This window comes from Butyrivibrio sp. NC2002 (genome assembly GCF_000702265.1).
Lineage (GTDB): Bacteria > Bacillota > Clostridia > Lachnospirales > Lachnospiraceae > Butyrivibrio.
In genome coordinates this window covers 190,383-205,065 of record NZ_JNKZ01000004.1, presented here as the reverse complement: position 1 = coordinate 205,065, position 14,683 = coordinate 190,383, and the positions used below count along the sequence as shown (strand labels likewise).

General features: G+C 39.0%; 21 protein-coding genes and 1 pseudogene. All 22 read left to right on the top strand.

The window, feature by feature from the left end:
• Positions 1-117: 117 nt before the first annotated feature.
• The 22 genes and pseudogenes from T543_RS00875 (at position 118) to T543_RS00785 (ending at position 14,645) form a co-directional block, all read left to right on the top strand.
• Positions 118-423, top strand: coding sequence for a hypothetical protein (locus T543_RS00875; protein ID WP_035764777.1), 306 nt, complete (start codon positions 118-120; stop codon positions 421-423).
• The gene (locus T543_RS14905; RefSeq protein ID WP_051638437.1) at positions 420-1,004 is read left to right on the top strand and encodes a GNAT family N-acetyltransferase; all 585 of its coding nucleotides are present in this window, start codon (positions 420-422) and stop codon (positions 1,002-1,004) included. Before T543_RS00875 ends, T543_RS14905 begins: the two co-directional genes overlap by 4 nt.
• 45 nt (positions 1,005-1,049) lie before the next feature.
• Positions 1,050-1,631 carry a hypothetical protein gene (locus tag T543_RS00865; RefSeq protein ID WP_035764774.1) on the top strand — a complete coding sequence of 194 codons (582 nt, stop codon included), beginning with the start codon at positions 1,050-1,052 and terminating at the stop codon, positions 1,629-1,631.
• A 15-nt stretch (positions 1,632-1,646) separates the two neighbouring features.
• On the top strand, positions 1,647-2,306 hold the full coding sequence (locus tag T543_RS00860; RefSeq protein ID WP_035764772.1) for a hypothetical protein: 660 nt from the start codon (positions 1,647-1,649) through the stop codon (positions 2,304-2,306).
• 43 nt (positions 2,307-2,349) lie between these two features.
• Positions 2,350-3,150 (top strand): NAD-dependent protein deacylase, encoded by an 801-nt coding sequence (locus T543_RS00855; protein WP_081829875.1) that lies wholly within the window; start codon positions 2,350-2,352, stop codon positions 3,148-3,150.
• 163 nt (positions 3,151-3,313) lie between these two features.
• Positions 3,314-3,460, top strand: coding sequence for a hypothetical protein (locus T543_RS15730; protein ID WP_155843088.1), 147 nt, complete (start codon positions 3,314-3,316; stop codon positions 3,458-3,460).
• A 224-nt stretch (positions 3,461-3,684) separates the two neighbouring features.
• Positions 3,685-3,912, top strand: a complete 228-nt coding sequence (locus tag T543_RS00850; RefSeq protein WP_155843086.1) for a hypothetical protein — start codon at positions 3,685-3,687, stop codon at positions 3,910-3,912.
• A gap of 65 nt (positions 3,913-3,977) precedes the next feature.
• Positions 3,978-4,760, top strand: coding sequence for a hypothetical protein (locus tag T543_RS00845; RefSeq protein WP_035764767.1), 783 nt, complete (start codon positions 3,978-3,980; stop codon positions 4,758-4,760).
• On the top strand, positions 4,745-5,137 hold the full coding sequence (locus T543_RS00840) for an HIRAN domain-containing protein (protein ID WP_035764765.1): 393 nt from the start codon (positions 4,745-4,747) through the stop codon (positions 5,135-5,137). The genes T543_RS00845 and T543_RS00840 overlap by 16 nt, the downstream gene beginning before the upstream one ends.
• An 11-nt stretch (positions 5,138-5,148) precedes the next feature.
• The gene (locus T543_RS00835; protein WP_035765781.1) at positions 5,149-5,520 is read left to right on the top strand and encodes an ADP-ribosylglycohydrolase family protein; all 372 of its coding nucleotides are present in this window, start codon (positions 5,149-5,151) and stop codon (positions 5,518-5,520) included.
• Positions 5,521-5,542: 22 nt separating this feature from the next.
• Positions 5,543-5,665, top strand: coding sequence for a hypothetical protein (locus T543_RS16350; RefSeq protein WP_255347199.1), 123 nt, complete (start codon positions 5,543-5,545; stop codon positions 5,663-5,665).
• A complete protein-coding gene (locus tag T543_RS15990) occupies positions 5,662-5,796 on the top strand; it encodes a hypothetical protein (RefSeq protein WP_330369895.1) in 135 nt (44 codons plus the stop codon). The genes T543_RS16350 and T543_RS15990 overlap by 4 nt, the downstream gene beginning before the upstream one ends.
• Positions 5,780-6,292, top strand: coding sequence for an SIR2 family NAD-dependent protein deacylase (locus T543_RS00830; protein ID WP_330369894.1), 513 nt, complete (start codon positions 5,780-5,782; stop codon positions 6,290-6,292). Before T543_RS15990 ends, T543_RS00830 begins: the two co-directional genes overlap by 17 nt.
• 54 nt (positions 6,293-6,346) lie before the next feature.
• Complete coding sequence (locus tag T543_RS00825; RefSeq protein ID WP_035764763.1) at positions 6,347-6,529, top strand: hypothetical protein; 183 nt, start codon at positions 6,347-6,349, stop codon at positions 6,527-6,529.
• Between the two features lie 100 nt (positions 6,530-6,629).
• Complete coding sequence (locus T543_RS00820) at positions 6,630-7,751, top strand: HNH endonuclease domain-containing protein (protein ID WP_330369893.1); 1,122 nt, start codon at positions 6,630-6,632, stop codon at positions 7,749-7,751.
• A 147-nt stretch (positions 7,752-7,898) separates the two neighbouring features.
• Complete coding sequence (locus T543_RS00815; RefSeq protein WP_242839428.1) at positions 7,899-11,045, top strand: DEAD/DEAH box helicase; 3,147 nt, start codon at positions 7,899-7,901, stop codon at positions 11,043-11,045.
• Positions 11,046-11,047: 2 nt separating this feature from the next.
• Positions 11,048-11,443 (top strand): annotated as a pseudogene (locus T543_RS16520) ((deoxy)nucleoside triphosphate pyrophosphohydrolase); the annotation flags it as partial.
• Complete coding sequence (locus tag T543_RS16515) at positions 11,441-12,028, top strand: class I SAM-dependent methyltransferase (protein ID WP_035765771.1); 588 nt, start codon at positions 11,441-11,443, stop codon at positions 12,026-12,028. The pseudogene T543_RS16520 and the gene T543_RS16515, both read left to right, overlap by 3 nt.
• Positions 12,029-12,147: 119 nt before the next feature.
• Positions 12,148-13,806, top strand: coding sequence for a DUF2075 domain-containing protein (locus T543_RS00800; RefSeq protein ID WP_035764758.1), 1,659 nt, complete (start codon positions 12,148-12,150; stop codon positions 13,804-13,806).
• A gap of 20 nt (positions 13,807-13,826) precedes the next feature.
• Positions 13,827-14,150, top strand: coding sequence for a nucleotide pyrophosphohydrolase (locus T543_RS00795; protein ID WP_035764755.1), 324 nt, complete (start codon positions 13,827-13,829; stop codon positions 14,148-14,150).
• 62 nt (positions 14,151-14,212) lie between these two features.
• Positions 14,213-14,434, top strand: coding sequence for a hypothetical protein (locus T543_RS00790; protein ID WP_035764753.1), 222 nt, complete (start codon positions 14,213-14,215; stop codon positions 14,432-14,434).
• A gap of 13 nt (positions 14,435-14,447) precedes the next feature.
• Positions 14,448-14,645: a hypothetical protein gene (locus T543_RS00785; protein ID WP_026488946.1), complete on the top strand. Its 198-nt coding sequence runs from the start codon at positions 14,448-14,450 to the stop codon at positions 14,643-14,645.
• Positions 14,646-14,683: the final 38 nt, after the last annotated feature.

Genomic DNA, 14,683 nt, shown 5'->3' with positions numbered 1-14,683 from the left:
CTATCTTCCTATTATGGTGTTTCAGAGGGAGATATAAGGACCAACTCCCAGAGATATAAGGATTTGTTAGTACAGCTCAGTATGTAAAAGATAAGATGGATAATCATAAGGAGAGAGATGGAAAAAGTACTTGGATTGTTTAAGGAACTCTTACAGTTCTTTAAAAACTATGGTGACAGCAGGATAACGCCTCAATATAAATCCCTTCAGGGAGCGATTGAATATCTGGAGTCAGATGCATTAGAGGAAGACAAAGTTGACTGCATAAAGGCTTGTTTTAGATCATTGTACCCACCGAGGGAAGGTTTATCTGAATTCTATGTATTTAACAAGGATGCAGACAGAATGAATGAGATAAACAGTGAGCTTGAACGAATAAAAAGTGAGCTTGGAAGAGCAGTTGCAGAGGTATTAGACCAATGAAACTAAGGAAGCTTCGAAGCGCTGAAATTACAGCCATATATCAGGAACGGCTGGTCCACGATTTTATCAAGGATGAGCTTAAAAAGCTTCCGGTAATCCTAAAAGCTGTTGAAGATGGTGTATATGAGTGCCTGGGATTATTTGATGATTCTGAGATAATCGGGTACACGTTTCTTGTAAAGCAGGGAATGAACTTTCTTGTAGACTATCTTGCAGTTTTCCCTAAGTACAGAAATAAAGGGCTTGGCAGTGAAATCATTAAACTGCTTCGGGAATATATGTCGGGAGCAGGGCTTATTATCTTAGAGGTAGAAGATCCTGCTTATACTAAAGAACGCGACCTTAAGGAGCTTCAGAAAAGGCGCATAGGGTTTTATGAAAGAAACGGCTGCATTGATACTGGGCTTCGGGTAAGGTGCTTTGGAGTTCCATTTATCATACTTGTGCTGGAAAATAGCAGTATCAGATCCAAGGAAAAGCTTTGGGAGATGTACAGGTCCTTTTACGGGGCAGTCTTTTCAAGGAATATAGTGGAGAAAAACATAGAGTATTTGGGGGATGAAGTAACAGAAGGTAATTGAGGTGATTTGCCGCAAATACACCTTGGTTTCATGGAGGCGTTCCTGATGGGAATTGATTTAAAAAAAATCGAAGAGAAGTATTCTAAGAATAAGCCCACATTTTCACCATTAGAGTTAGTTATATGCATTGCATTAGTCATGATTGGATGTGCATTGTTTTGCGCGATGCCTGATGAAATGGGAATTTGGGGCTGGATATTGTTTGTAGTAGGTACTTTCCTGAATGTTGTAGGAGTTTTCAGACTTGCTGCTATGGTTCCAGAGGTTAAAAGTGATCTGGGCAGTAAAATAGTAACAAGTGTATCTTTAGTTGCTGCAGGTTTTATACAGTTTATTGGATTACTGTATTTATATAAGAGCGGTGGAACAGGGAAAGGAGCTGCTATCGCCACGCTTGCACTATGTATCTGTCTTGGGCTGATTATATATGCTGTTGACTTTGAAGATAAGAAAAATCAGAAAAAGATAAAAATAGCATGCGGAATCATTACTATTATTCTTATTGCTATAGCAGTCATTCTTAATATCAGAGATGATTTTTCTGGTGCCAGTGTTTCTGTAGGAACAATACTTTTGATAGAAGCGGTGATAACCGGTAAGATTGGATTGCCAGTATTTAATAAGTAGAGGAAAGTCGCAGATATGATTAACCAGGAAGAAAATGTAAAGAGATTCGAAGAACTTATGGGTAGCGTGGAGAGAGATGGTGTAAAGGAACTAATGGACTACATCAGGAACAAGACAGATTTCTACAATGCTCCAGCATCTACACAGTTTCATCTGGCATGTGACGGGGGACTTTTGCAGCATAGCCTTAATGTGTATGACTGCCTTGTAGCGAAAAAGCAGTCGCCTGTATGGAAAAATATAATTGAGGCAATACCGGAAGAAAGTCTTATAATAATGGCTCTTTTACATGACCTGTGTAAGGTGAACTTTTATGTGAAAGGGACAAAGAATCAGAAAACTTATGATCCTGAAAAGGTTGTAGCAGCTGAGAACTGGCAGGTTAAACATGACGATAAGGGTAATTATATCTGGGAAACCGTCCTTCGCTATGAGATAAATGATACTATGCCTTTAGGACATGGCGAAAAATCAGTGATGCTGATCAACTGTTTTATGAAGCTTAAGACTCCTGAGATATTTGCAATCAGATGGCACATGGGCTTTTCTGAGGAAAAGAGCCAGTATAAGGCAGTGGGAGATGCCATGGAGAAATATCCCATAGTGCTTGCCTTGCATGAAGCAGATCTTGAGGCATCAAAGCTCCTTGAGGATGTGGCAGGGAATAAGGAATAAACTATTAAATATAGCCGTTTGGTGTTTCTTATGAGGAATAGATATGCTTTTACCAGATTTTTCATCCCAGAGGGAAAAAGAAAAATACTTCAGATCTCTTAATGATGAGCAGAAGATAGATGCTTTAAATGAGATGGTAGATATTTCTGAACATATAGTGTTTCTTGGAGGGGCAGGCGTGTCAACTGAGAGTGGCATACCCGATTTTAGAAGTAAGAATGGCCTGTATCATAAGAAGGATAAGCGGTTTTCTATGTATAAACCGGAATACCTCTTAAGCTATGACTGCCTAAATAAGAAGCCGTCAGTTTTCTTTGATTATTTCCGCAAGAACCTTGATTGCAGGAGTATAGAGCCAAACGATGCCCATAGAAAGCTTTTTCAGATGGAACAGAAGGGCAAGCTGGATGGAGTTATTACACAGAATATAGACGGACTTCATCAGAAAGCCGGTAGTAAAAAGGTATGTGAGATCCATGGTAGTGCTCTTAGGAGTTACTGTGTAAGCTGTAGGACAGATTATGGTGCGGATTTCATATTTGAGAATACAGAGGATATTCCGCATTGTCCCAAGTGCGGTAAAGTTGTAAGACCGGATGTTACTCTTTATGGAGAGTTCCTTCCGCAGCGGGATTATGAAGAGGCTGTAGCACTTATAAGATATGCAGATCTTCTTATCATAGGTGGTACATCACTGGAGGTTGGATCAGCAGCGCAGCTTGCGCATATGTACCACGGAAAGTTTCTTGTGATTATAAATAAAGGTAAGACCAAGATAGAAGGCAGGGCAGATCTTGTTTTTCACGACAGTATTGGAAAAATAATGAATCAGATAGAGATCTAGATTAGGGATTGATTTTCTCCAAATATTTGTTGTAGAATACGAAACGCACGCCTGATTTTGGGCGGAAATAGTATAAAGCAGCATAGTAATCAGAAATGATTATGGGGAGGACCAGTGACAAAGGACGATTTTTTAAAAATACTTCTTGAAGACGGCTATACATGTGAAAAGAATGGAGCATATTTCTAAAAACGGAGTAGTTCTTAAGAATGTAGAAGGAATCGAGGGCGGTAATGAGGCTGAAAATAATACAGTTCCGATTTCTGAGCCTATTCCGATGACAGCTGCGGTACAGGAAGAGACCGCATAAAACAAATATCTATATAAGAGCCAGCATACAGTATGAGAGCTGAAACACTATTATTTAGTGCAGCTCTCTTTTTTATTTTCTGAAATAAGTAAATGGCATAATAACCACAATATATAGTTGTTGATGATGGGGTGTATATACAAGATATGGCTGTCATTTTTATTGGACTGCAAAATTTTTATACTAAAAGTACAAAGAAACAAGCAACTAGTCTTTTGGAGGGTGTGACGTGGAAAGACTTATTTATTGGCTTAGTAAGTGCATTCACAAGAATAACAGGTTCTGTAAACATTTCTGTGTTACATGCGAATTCTATAATTTTTGCAAGCGTGACGGAGATCTGGAGGATAGGTGATGAGTATGATGATGAGAGTTTTATTGGGACTAGGAGCCATGTTGCTGATGTTTATGAGTTGTCCGCTTTAAGGACAGGGGTATGGAAAGAGTTTTGACAGAGGGGGGCTAATAGCATCCTTTTTGTCGTAGATATTTTTAATGAAATTGGAGGTGCATAGCCGTGAACAATATTATTACTGAGAAAAAGTCGTCGTATTCATTATACGAAGAGCTGATAAACCAGCGAGATCGATATAAAAAAGATGCATTCCAGTATGAGCGCGGATATGTCAGGGAATTTGGAGAACTCATCCTTGCTGTTTTTAACAAAAAGATTGAGTGCATAGAGAAAAAGAAGGTCATAGATTTCTGCCAGAAGGCTATAAACCGGGATGAACCTATAGATCAGGATAAGCTCAATGCATATATAAAGGAAGAAATGGCAGAGTTTACTGAAAAACTTCACCATATGGAAGAGGATTATAGAGAAGCTAAAAGCGGAGGGGTTATAAGTGAAAAGGATTACCTCGAAGTAAAGCGTATCTACCACAGGATTGTAAAGAAGATTCACCCAGACATAAATCCAGAGGTAGCTGAAAATGAAGATCTTATGGACCTTTGGAACAGGGTAGTTGTTGCATATAACTGTAATGATTTACAGGCACTTCAGGAACTTGAGTTTCTTGTAGCACAGGCGCTTCGGGATACTGACATAGAGGTCGTGGAGGTTGAGATCCCCAATATCGAAGAAAAGATAAAGGCCCTTGAGGAAGAGATAGAGCACATCATATCTATGGTACCTTATATATATAAGTTTCTTTTGGAAGATGAGGATGCAATCAGCGATAAGAAGCTGGAGTTGTCATATGAGCTTAAGGAGTATGAGAAATACTGTGAGGAACTCGATAAAGTGCTTGAGGCTTTTGTAATAAGCGGGGTGACAATGCTATGGCCAATGAACTGATGATAAATAGTGAGAATATGGTGGCTGTCATAGGTACTCATGACCTCGGGGATATCTTAAAACCCCTCGTTAAAGAGATACACCTTTTTGACACCTATATTGCCGGGACAACTCATCTTGATGATATGTCTGTTCTAAAGAAGGCAAAAAGAGGAGATGAGCTTATCCTTAAAAGGGAAGATAACAAGTATGATTCCAATGCTATCCTTGTGCTTAACGCGGATAAAAAGAAGCTTGGATATGTACCAATGAAGGATAATACAGTTTTTGCGCGTCTTATGGATGCAGGGAAACTCCTTAAGGCAAGGATAACAAAGATTGATAAGCAGGATTCTTTTACTGAGATAAGTGTAAGGATCTTTATGGTTGATTATTAAGGAGGACTGTTATGTACGGAGCATTTCTTGGAGATATGATAGGAGCACCCTATGAATTTGATCGGGGAAATAAATCAAAGGAATTTGAGATGTTTAACGATGCTGTTGAGTTTACAGATGACAGTGTTATGACTATAGCGGTTTGCGAGGGAATACTTAATGCGGGCCTTTATTCCGATGAAAAGATCATGAAGACTGAAATTATAAAGAGCATGAAAGACTGGGAAAGGAGATTCCTTGGTGCTGGTTACGGTGCAAAGTTCAGTTGGTGGCTTATGCTTGATGATCCAAATCCCTATGGTAGTTTTGGAAACGAATCTGCCATGAGGGTTTCATCCGTCGGATGTTTTTTTGACTCTATTGAGAGGACAAGAGACATTTGATAGTGAAGAAGGTCTTGCACTAATGAAAGAATGGGGAGTTCCCGATAATTATATATGTCAGGGTTTTGTGGTTCTTGGATATATCGACGGGCAGCAGCCGGCAAGCGAGCCGAGAAAGCCCGGAAGAGTACAGATTATAGAGTGAGGAAAAGGGCTACGCAGATAGCAGTAAAAACAGTGACCAAATGGCTTGAGCAGAATCCGGATGTTATAGAAAGAGTGATCTTTAATGTTTTCAAAGATGAGGATAAAAAGATATATGAAAAACTCATATAGTGCTGATGTAAAACGACTAAAGGCAGAGCTGGAGAGTGCAGATGCCATCATAATAGGTGCCGGAGCGGGATTATCTACTTCTGCCGGTTTTGTATACAGTGGAGAGCGGTTTGAGAAGTGGTTTTCTGATTTTTCACAAAAATACGGCTTTAAAGATATGTACTCCGGAGGATTCTATCCTTATCCTTCGAAGGAAGAGTTCTGGGCTTATTGGGCAAGATATATCTATATCAACAGATATCTGGATGCGCCAAAGCCTGTATATAATGAACTTTTTGAATTGGTAAAGGATAAGGATTATTTCGTTCTTACTACTAATGTGGATCATTGCTTTCAAAAGGCAGGGTTTGATAAAAAGAGACTTTTTTACACACAGGGTGATTACGGACTTTTTCAGAGTATAAATCCCCAGATAAGGAAAACCTACGATAATAAAGATTGGGTCATGAAAGCCATGGAAGAGCAGGGATTTGTTGCGGATTCCGAATGCAGCTAGTATTGGCGGTTATAGTTTAAGTGTCGGGAGTAAGTATCAGGAGATTTATACTATTTGATCATTGTTATTCCTATCTTGGAAGAACATCTGGAAAAAACATACAACAATTATTGTTCTGTTAGTATTAAAATAATATATGTAAAATTAATTATTCTTATAAAGATCATCTTTGCAGTGCTGGATGACAAGATCCTTGAAATCAGTGAGGAAACACTTAAGGAGAGATCATTTCAGTGAAGGCAGCTGAATTGCAGATTCTGTGGCTGATGGACATATGGCAGTATTGGTTGATGCATTGTTGAACAGATGAAATCAAGAAAAAGGATGGCGTGAGTATATGATACAACTGCCTTATTCTGAGGAACTGAATATTGGTTATCTGAGCAGGCTTTTTGATGATACTAGCAACTGCTATAAGTTTTTCTGGTTTCAGGCTATCCTAAGGAAACTGACGCCTGAGCACACTAGATTTTCATTTGATGAGCTCATAAATGAGATGATTGCAGATGCCTGGTACATGGTAACAGAGTACCGTTTACATCTCGGACCATGCGGCGTTACAGATAACCTTGAAGAAGCAGTTAAGTATATAGGAACAGTTAAGAAGTTTCCTGCAGCAGAAAAACGAGAGGTAATAATCTCATATCTGGAAAACAGCGATGATAGAAAACTTCAGGCCTACAAAAAGGAACTGATCAAAAATGTTCCGTACAGGCTCCAATCCCCTTTTTATGATGAGATTCGAATAGAAAAGAAGGAGTGGACCAGGCCGCTTGAGCTGTCCCATAAGATTAATCAGCAAAGACGCCTATTATACTATTTTGAATTATTCCAACAGTTATCAACTTCCATCAGAATCAATGAGGAGTGGATTCCATATCTAATAAATAATAAAGAGATTTTGATGGGATGGATGCAGCTGAATCTGATACATTACTTGCAGAGACGAAATCCGAGTGTGCCAGGTATTGCAGATAAGATAAACGCACCACAAAACCGTGATATTGAAAGAGTCAGAAAGTACTGGAAACTGATTATCGATATAAGGCCGGAAATAAGAGATATTTATGGAAATATCGAGCTTGCAGATAAGAAGATATCTGTTGATCACTTTGTCCCATGGCAGTATGTGGCTCATGATGAATTATGGAACCTTCATCCTACTACGAAGTCCATTAACAGCAGCAAGAGCAACAATCTTCCGTTATGGGATAAGTATTTTTCTCAGCTTGCAAGACTGGAGTATCAGTCATATAGACTTTCAAAAGAGAATGAGGTAGTAAGAAGCTCTTTTGACAAAATTTCAAAGTATCATCTTAATAGCAGTGAAATTGCAAAAGAGCTGTATTGCGATGGACTGTCAGAAGATGATTTTAGTAACAGATTATACAATGTCATCCATCCGGTTTATGATGCTGCCAGAAACAGCGGATTCCGGGAATGGGAATACGAGGTGTAACCATGTCAGTAATAGAATATAACAAGCTTGACAGGATAAGATCCCACAGATAATAGAAGAGGATAACAAGAAGTGCTCGGTGAGCATTCTGTAAATCTATCATTATAATACATAATACTACAAGTTATTTGAGGGGATACATATATTATGGAACCAGGATTATATGAACAGGTTATTAATAAACAGATTCAGTCAGAACTTACAGAATCAGCAGATGATTTAAAACGCATTGAAAAGATTGATGGAGCTGAAGCGTCGGAGATCCTTTCGAGATATGTTTCAGAAGTGCTTCATAAGGCCCTGGATCGTATTTCTGATGATGAAAATCTTGATGCGAAGATATCGCTGGTTAATAAAGTAGTTGGCTTGATATCGGATGAAAAGGATTTGAATGATCTGAAGGAATTGGCAGTAGCAGATAATGCTGAGCAACTGCTTGCACTTCTTTCAGAAAATGATCCTATGTACAAAATCGGACAGCGTAAGGCCAAGGATATAGTGCGTCCAGAAACATCTGTTGCACAGAGTAGTCTCTTTACCGGGGCTATACATGAACCGCAGATGTATTCTGAGCTTAAGAAAGAAATGGAGACAGCAGACCGAATTGATATGCTTGTCTCTTTTATTAAATGGAGCGGATTAAGGCTTCTCTATGATGAGCTAAAGAGCTTTACTGAGCGAGGTGGGGAACTGAGGATTATTACCACATCATACATGGGAGCAACCGATGCAAAGGCTATAGATGAACTTTGTGATCTTCCTGGGACTGAAGTACGTATATCCTATGATACAAAGCGGACAAGGCTTCATGCAAAAGCATACATTTTTTATAGAAAAACTGGTTTTACTACTGCATATGTAGGTTCTTCCAATATGTCGAATGTTGCTATGTCCAGTGGCTTGGAGTGGAACATTAAAGTAACCACAAAGGATATGGCCCCTACGATACAGAAGATAGAAGCTACTTTTGAGAGCTATTGGAATTCCACAACTTTTGAGAAGTATACTCATGATAGTTATGACAAGTTAAAGACAGCGCTTAGAGCAGAGAGACATGGGAAGAATACAGAGGGCTATGGCTTTATTGTAGATATCAATCCATACCCTTATCAGCAGGAGATATTGGATAGGCTAAGTGCTGAGAGGAAAATTAGAGGCAGAAATAAAAATCTTGTGGTTGCTGCTACGGGTACTGGGAAAACACTTATTGCGGCATTTGATTACAGAAGATTTTGTAAGATGCATCCGGGCACGCAGAATAAGCTTCTTTTTGTAGTGCATAGAGAAGAAATTCTTAGGCAGAGCAGGGATGTGTTTAGGGCTGTTTTAAAGGATCCAAATTTTGGAGAGTTGTATGTTGGTGGTGAGAAGCCGGAAAACCTGGATCACCTTTTTGTATCTATACAAACTGTGGCATCGCAGGAATTATATAACATCCTTCCCGCAGATTATTATGATTTTATTATTGTAGATGAATTCCATCATGCTGCGGCGCCTACTTATCAAGGGCTGTTAAGTTCATTTAAACCACAGATATTATTGGGATTAACTGCTACTCCGGAACGTATGGATGGAAAGAACGTCCTGGACTATTTTGATGGAAGAATAGCTGCTGAGATCAGACTTCCAGAGGCTATTGAGAGAAAGTTATTGTGTCCATTCCAGTATTTTGGAGTATCTGATGAGACAGATCTGTCAGAAGTCAGATGGGTAAGAGGAGGTTATGATAAGTCTGAGCTGAGTAATCTGTATTCACTCAATAGGACTATTGCGAAGAAGCGTGCAAACCATATTATAAATTCTTTGTATAAATATGTGACAGATATGGAAAACGTTCATGGTCTTGGGTTCTGTGTGTCTATTGAGCATGCCAGATTTATGAGTGATTACTTCAATGAAAAGGGTATTCCGTCAATAGCGCTTACATCAAACTCTTCAGACAGCGACAGGGCTAATGCGAAGAAGATGTTATTGTCTGGCGAGATCAAGTTCATATTTGTTGTAGATTTGTACAACGAAGGTATTGATATTCCGGAGGTTGAGACAGTTCTGTTCCTTAGACCTACAGAATCACTTACCGTGTTCTTGCAGCAGCTTGGTAGAGGGCTTCGTTTGTCAGATGGAAAGGAATGCCTTACAGTTCTTGATTTTATAGGGCAAGCTAATAAGAAGTATAACTTCGAAGAAAAGTTTTCAGCGCTTTTGGCTAATACAAATCATAGTGTTCAGTATGAAATAAAGCATGGCTTTACAGCACTTCCAAAGGGCTGTTATGTTCAGCTGGAAAAGAAGGCATCGCAGGTTATCTTGAATAACATAAAGCAGTCTTTTGATAGCAGAGCGGGGCTCGTTTCAAGAATTGAGACATTTTCAGAGGATAGTGGATTAGATTTGTCTTTGAAGAATTTCCTGAGCTATTATCATCTGAGTCTATATAGTATTTATGCGAAATACTCTTTTGCGAGACTTTGCGCCGATTCCGGTGTGATAGATGACTTCAATGAGCCAATTGAAGAGAAAATGACAAAGGCCTTTGCGAAGTTTATTGCGGTTGATTCTGCAAAATGGATTAGTTTTTTGCTTGATGTTTTGCCAAGAATAAATACCGTAAATATTGGTATGTTACCTGAAGCAGAGAAGCGGATGATGCAGATGTTCTATGTGACATTGTGGCAGAGTACGGTTGTTGATTGGAATGCTCCAGAAGTTAAGCAGAATTTACTTGAGTTGTGTAACTGCAAAAATATGCTTAATGAACTGATAGAACTTCTCAAATACAATCTCGAAAGGATTGATGTGGTAGGCGATGAAGTAGATTTGGGATTTGATTGCCCGCTGGAATTATACTGTACATATACTAGGGATCAGATCCTTGTGGCTATGGATTTTATGAAGCCGCAGACTGTAAGAGAGGGTGTGAAGTGGCTTGAGGATAAGCAGGTGGATGTGTTCTTTGTAACGCTCAATAAAGCTGATAAGGATTATTCGCCGACTACAATGTACAATGATTATTCTATCAATGAGGAATTTTTCCATTGGCAGAGTCAGAGTACAACTTCAGATATTTCTCCGACTGGACAGAGGTATATCAATCATGTTCGTGAAGGAAGTAAGATCCTGTTATTTGTAAGAGAGTTTAAGAAGGATATAGCTGGCACTGCGCCATATACATATTTGGGAACTGCTAAATATGTGAGTCATTACGGCAGCAAGCCTATGAATATAACATGGCACCTGGATAATCCGATACCTGCTAAATACATTAAGAAGACAAGCAAACTGGAAGTAGGATGATTATGAAAACTGTTAACGTAGTCGCAGCATTAATCTGCGATGATTACAATAGAAAAACAAAGATATTCGCAACACAGCGTGGGTATGGCGATTATAAGGATGGCTGGGAATTTCCCGGAGGAAAAATAGAAGAAGGTGAAACTCCTGAAGAAGCTCTGGTAAGGGAGATTCGAGAAGAGCTTGGTGCAGAGATTGAAGTTCATGATCTGATAGATGTAATAGATTATGATTATGAAACTTTTCATCTTCATATGAGCTGCTACTGGTCGACTGTTGCTAAAGGAAAGCTGCAGCTATTAGAACATGAAGCTGCAAGGTGGCTTGAGGTTAATGATCTAAGGAGTGTGGACTGGCTTCCTGCGGATCTAGCACTTCTTTCGAAGATTTCTGCAGCTATGGTTGATAAAAACGTAGAGTATTATAACGAGAATGCTGATTCATTCTTTGCCGGAAGTGTTAACGCGGATATGTCATATGAGAGGAATAGGTTCATTTCGCTGCTCCCTAAGCACGCTCATGTTTTGGATGCTGGTTGTGGAAGTGGACGAGATTCTAAGGCTTTCCTGAATGCCGGTTTTACTGTAACAGCTTTTGATGCTTCTGAAGAAATGAGGAAGAGAGCTTCTGAATATCTGGGGCAGGAAGTCCTGAATATGAGATTTGAGGATATCGATTTTCATAATGAGTTTGATGGAGTATGGGCCTGTGCATCACTTCTTCATGTGCCAGCGCATCAGCTGCCGGGTATAATGAAGAAGCTGAATGATTCTATTAGAAGCGGCGGAGTTATATATGTTTCTTTCAAATACGGGGATGGCACGAAGATGCGCGGAGATCGTAGATTTAGTGATTTTAATGAGAAAAGTATAGTTACGCTCTTTGAGGATGCGGGATTTGAGATTGTTTACAATGATGTTGGTACTGATAATAGACCTGGCAGAGAAGATGAAATGTGGGTTAATGCTATAGGGAAAAAGCTTTAGTAATGTCAGAACATATTAAAGGCGAAATGAATCACAAAAGGTGGATTATTGCAATCAGAATATTCATATGGTTAATAATCTGAAATAGCAGATAGTACAAGAATAATAAGGGGTTTTTTATGATAACGATCAAGGAATTTGACTATTCCAGTACAGAACTCAGAGCAATGGGATACTGGCATTACGCAACCAATTGGCCCATTGTCTATATTATGCACAATGACACGGATGCTTATGTTGGAGAAACGCTTGATGGAGTCAGGAGGACCAAGCAGCATCTGGAAGAAGATTCTGATACAGAGTATAAACTTATCTGCATGATGACTGATAAGAATTTCAATAAGTCTGTAGCATTGGACATGGAATCATTTCTGATAAAGTACATGGGTGCAGATGGGAAATTTCGCCTTCATAACGGTAATGCCGGGATTGTAGATCATAATTATTTTAACCGTGATATATACAGAGATGAGTTTAAATATACATGGTCACAGCTTATAGAAAGAGGACTGGCAAAGCATACCATAGATGAGATTGAGAATCTGGATCTTTTTAAATATTCACCATATAAATCTCTTACCTATGAGCAGGAAGATGCACTGACAGCTATACTTAAGACCATTGAGGATAATTATCATAGAAGTACTGCGAATAAACTCATTGTGGTAAATGGAGAGGCAGGTACAGGTAAGACGATTCTTGCAGTGTATCTTATGAAGATACTTAAGGAAATATCTGACGGCAGCATCAGCCTGTATCAGGAAGAAGATGAGATAGACAGACTTGAACTGCTAAATGAGTTTGCTAATAGAATTGGGAAATTGAAGATAGGTTTTGTTGTCCCAATGCAGTCATTAAGGGAATCCCTAAAAAATGTATTTGACTCTGTTGATGGGCTTTCATCAGATATGATAATAAGACCAACGGATGTGGTTAATGATTATTATGATCTATTAGTGGTGGATGAGGCACATAGATTACACAGAAGAGCCTATTTATCGCATTACCCAAGCTTTGATGATGCAAATGATAAACTTGGCCTCGATAAGGATGCAACTGAGCTGGACTGGATTATAAAGTGCAGCAGAATGCAGCTAATTTTTTATGACAAAGAACAATCAGTCAGACCATCAGATATACAAAGACCACAGTTCAAAAAGCTTATTGGAGATAATCTATGTAAGGAAATAGAACTTACATCACAGCTTAGATGTAAAGGTGGCAATGATTATATAGAATATGTCAAGTCAGTTATCTATGAAGAGGCTGGCGTCAGAAGAGAAGGCTTTGGAGATTATGACGTAAGAATTTTTGATGATCCGAATGAAATGATCCGGGCGGTTAGAAGGAAAAATGATGAGATAGGCCTTTGCAGAACAGTGGCGGGTTATGGCTGGAAATGGAAGTCCAATAAGGACAAGAATGCATATGACATTGTTTTTGGCGATCAGGGATATAAATGGAATACAGAGTCCACGGATTGGATAAATAGTAAGAATTCTGTAAATGAGATAGGCTGCATCCATACAGTGCAGGGATACGACTTAAATATAGCCGGAGTCATATTTGGACCGGAAATAAGATATGACAAAGAACTGGAGACAATAGTAATTGATAAGTCCAATTATTATGATAATCTCGGGAAAACAAAAGATATAAATGAGCTCAAAGGATATATTCAAAATATATATGTTACGCTTATGACAAGAGGAATAAAGGGAACTTATATCTATGCTTGCGATCCGGGACTGAGGAATTATCTGAAAAAATATTTTTGATTGGGAGAGATTAGCTAAATATGAGTTTTGAAGAGACTTGTGAGCGTATAGCAAAATTTACTGAAGATAGGGATTGGGATCAGTTTCATAGCCCTGAAAATCTGGCTAAGTCCATTGCGATTGAAGCAGGGGAGTTGCTGGAGTGCTTTCAATGGAGCTCTGAAGCAGATGATGAGGCATTAAGAGAAGAACTTGCCGATGTAATGAATTACTGCATTCAGTTAGCCCAGAAGAAAGGATATGATATTTGCGAGATCCTTAATGATAAGATCGACAAAAATGAGAAGAAGTATCCTGTAGATAAGAGTAGGGGCAGCAGTAAAAAGTATGATCAGTTAGGCTGACGGTGCCTAAGAAACTGGATGGATTTGATAGTTAAGCAGTATTTGGGATGGGAGGTAGAAGCATGAAGTCTATTCTTATCAAAGATACAACTAAAGAAGAACGCGAACAGATAGTGAAGAACTCTCTTGACTGCGGAGGTGGTTGTGAGAATTGTTCTTCATGCTGGCTTGGAGGCGGAAGTCCCTGGGACATATACCAGGATTACATCGATGGTAAAAAGGAAATTCGTGAGATAAACATGGAGTATATGGAAACATATCGCCAGGACAGGCAGATACACTGAGGAGATTGTTGTTATGGCAGGTGCACCTGAGATAGGAAATTCCACTTTGGAAGAGCGCAGAGCATATATAAAAGAAAGATATCCATGCATTTCTGACTGTGACATGTGTGGACTTTGTAAGGTATTTCGCGGAAAAGATGCAGAAACAGCATATAAAGATTACATAGATGGCAACAAGAGTTTTCTTGAAGTCTCTGCGTATTACAAATGAATGATGAAATATGCGTAAGATGGATACTATATAAAAAG